This window comes from Rhizobacter sp. P3_C12, from assembly GCF_056402735.1.
In genome coordinates, this window is the sequence record NZ_JBFUGW010000529.1 from 1 (window position 1) to 2015 (window position 2015).

The window sequence follows — 2015 nt, forward strand, 5'->3', positions numbered from 1 at the left end:
GCACCAGCACCGCCTGCCGCACGCGCCGGCTCAGCGCCTCGGCAGAGTCGGGCCGGCCCGACAGCTCCTGCGCGATGCGGTGCCCCAGCCGCCCGCGCAGCGACAACGCCTGCCGCTCGCCACCCAGCACTGTCGCGAAGCCCTCCAGCGGCTGCTTCGGGTTCGAGAGCCAGTAGCTGTCGTTCATGTTGGCCACGTAGTCCTCGCGCAGCAGGCCCGGCATCTGCGACACCGGCATCGTGCCCGGCTGCACCGCGGCCGCATCGCTGCGCCAGTCGCAGGCGGCACGGCTGCCGTCGAGAAACGGCGTCACCGGGTCGACACCGGCAAAGCCCTGCGCCAGCGGGGTGCTGCACGCGGCGCGCAGCGCGTCGGGCACGTTCGGCACGGCACCCACGTCGCCCAGCCAGGCCCGGCCGTCGCCGCGCCCGATCGCCGCGGTGTTGACCCAGGGCATGCCGTCCTCGCGCTTCTGGATCGCGATGAAGTCGTCCAGCGAGCGCGCCTGGTTCCAGGCGAAGAAGGTGCGGAACACGCGGAAGTTCTCGCCGTTCACGTCGCGCATCGCGATCGCATGCGCCGTGCCCCAGCCGAACGGCGCGGCGCGCTTTCCGAGATCGACGATCGGGCCGAAGCGGCTGGCGTACAGCGTGCGCGTCACGCGTTGCACGCTGCCATCGGCAGCGCGGGTGTCCACCGTCACCTCGCGCCGCTGCATCAGCTCGCTGCGGCCGTCGACCAGGTAGCGCGTCGGGTCGGCCGGGTCGAGCGTCAGGTCGAACAGACCGAAGCGCCGTGCCGCCGACACCGTGTGGCTCCAGGCAATGCTGTCGTTGAAGCCGATCATCACCAGCGGCACGCCCAGAAAGGCGACGCCGGCCACGTCGACGCGGCCGGGGATCGTCAGGTGCATCTGGTAGAAGCGGTCGGGCCCGCCCCAGTACCAGTGCGGGTTGCCGAACAGCACGCCGCCCGATTCGCCGGTGGCCGCACGGCCGAAGGCCAGCATGTTGCTGCCGAGCGCCGGGTGATCGCCGACCTGCTGGCGCGGCCAGCGCGTCGCATCGCCGACCGCTGCAGGCGGTGCCGCGGGCCGCGCGTTGACGATCTCCGGGATGAAGCGCGACCAGCCGGCGGCGACCTGTGCCCCGTAGAAGCGCCGCAGGATGTCGTCGGCGTTGATCTCGCGCACCCATGGTTCGTGCAAGCAGGCCTGGCGAGCCGGTGCGCCGCCGCGGCGCGCTTCGGCCAGGTAGCGGTTGTAGCCGCGCGCAAAGCCGTCGGCGGCATCCAGCAGGTCGCGCGGCTGCGCGGCCCGGGCGCGCGCGAGCATCGCGTCGTCGGCGAAGCCACGGAAGAAGAAATCCAGCTCCAGGTTCAGCGGCTTGCCGAAGGTGGAATGGTGCGCCGGCCGCGCGTCGGCACCGAAGAACAGCGACCGCTCGCCGCGCCAGGTGACGAAGCCTTCGGCCAGCGTGCACAGCGCGTCCTGCGCCTGCACGTAGCCGATGCCGGTGCCGAGATCGCGCCAGTTCGCGGCGCGCAGGTGCGGGATGTCGTCGCTGGTGCGGCGGATCTCGACGCCGGCCAGCGCCGGGCCGCGCGCCTGGGCGCCGGTGATCAGCAAGGCCAGCGCGCCGATCAGCGCGCCACGTATCGATGCATGCATGGGTGGGTCCGATCAGGAAGAAAGTTTCATCGCGCCGCGAGCGCCGCCAGCCCCTGCTGCAGCGCCGGGAACAGGCTGTGGTTGAAGTTGTTCCAGCGCAGCTCGAGGATGGTGTCGGCCGGGTCGATCCCGGTGGCCAGCACGTCGACGATCACCTCGCCGGAATCGATGCCGTTGTCGACGTAGTGGAACGACGCGCCGGTCTGCCGCACCGGCTCGGCCGGCGTGCGCTGGAGCGTGCGCCAGTCGATGCGCTCGCCCCGTGCGCCGTGCAGCGCATCGAGCGTGGCCCAGGCGCCGCGCCGCTGGTGCGGCGAGCCTTCGCGCGTGATGCCGGGGTGGATGT

At 72.2% G+C, this 2015-nt stretch carries 1 protein-coding gene and 1 pseudogene; both read right to left on the reverse strand.

Going from position 1 to position 2015, the window contains the following annotated elements:
* Positions 1–1669: penicillin acylase family protein (locus AC1DXV_RS34155; RefSeq protein ID WP_477937984.1), on the reverse strand; the 1669-nt coding region annotated here is incomplete at its 3' end.
* Between the two features lie 26 nt (positions 1670–1695).
* Positions 1696–2015, reverse strand: a pseudogene (locus AC1DXV_RS34160) (N(5)-hydroxyornithine transformylase PvdF); the annotation flags it as partial.